The 274-nt window shown below is 45.3% G+C and carries 1 protein-coding gene; it reads left to right on the forward strand.

All coding sequences use genetic code 11. The annotated features are described in order from the left end of the window. Positions 1-21 precede the first annotated feature (21 nt). Positions 22-274: hypothetical protein (locus tag CWC11_RS21075; protein WP_502704815.1), on the forward strand; the 253-nt coding region annotated here is incomplete at its 3' end.

Raw genomic sequence — 274 nt, forward strand, 5'->3', positions numbered from 1 at the left:
AATGGTGTTACATGGCAGCGGTTGAGCAATTGGGTTGGTGAGTCTTTTGAAGCGCGAGGGGAGCGCCAAAGCTTTGCGGTAGCAAATCAATTGCCATATCAAAGCTATCGTCTTGAGATAACCAAGAACAAAAATAACGATGGCTTACTGCAAATTGGAGAAATTCAATTTGTTGGTCCGGTTTATCCGAGCGTTGACCATACAGATACTGAGACGTTTGCGGTCACGGCAAGCAATAGTATCGGTGAGGGGGAAAACCAAGATAAGGCATTTG

This window comes from Pseudoalteromonas sp. S3178, from assembly GCF_005886985.1.
GTDB lineage: Bacteria > Pseudomonadota > Gammaproteobacteria > Enterobacterales > Alteromonadaceae > Pseudoalteromonas > Pseudoalteromonas carrageenovora.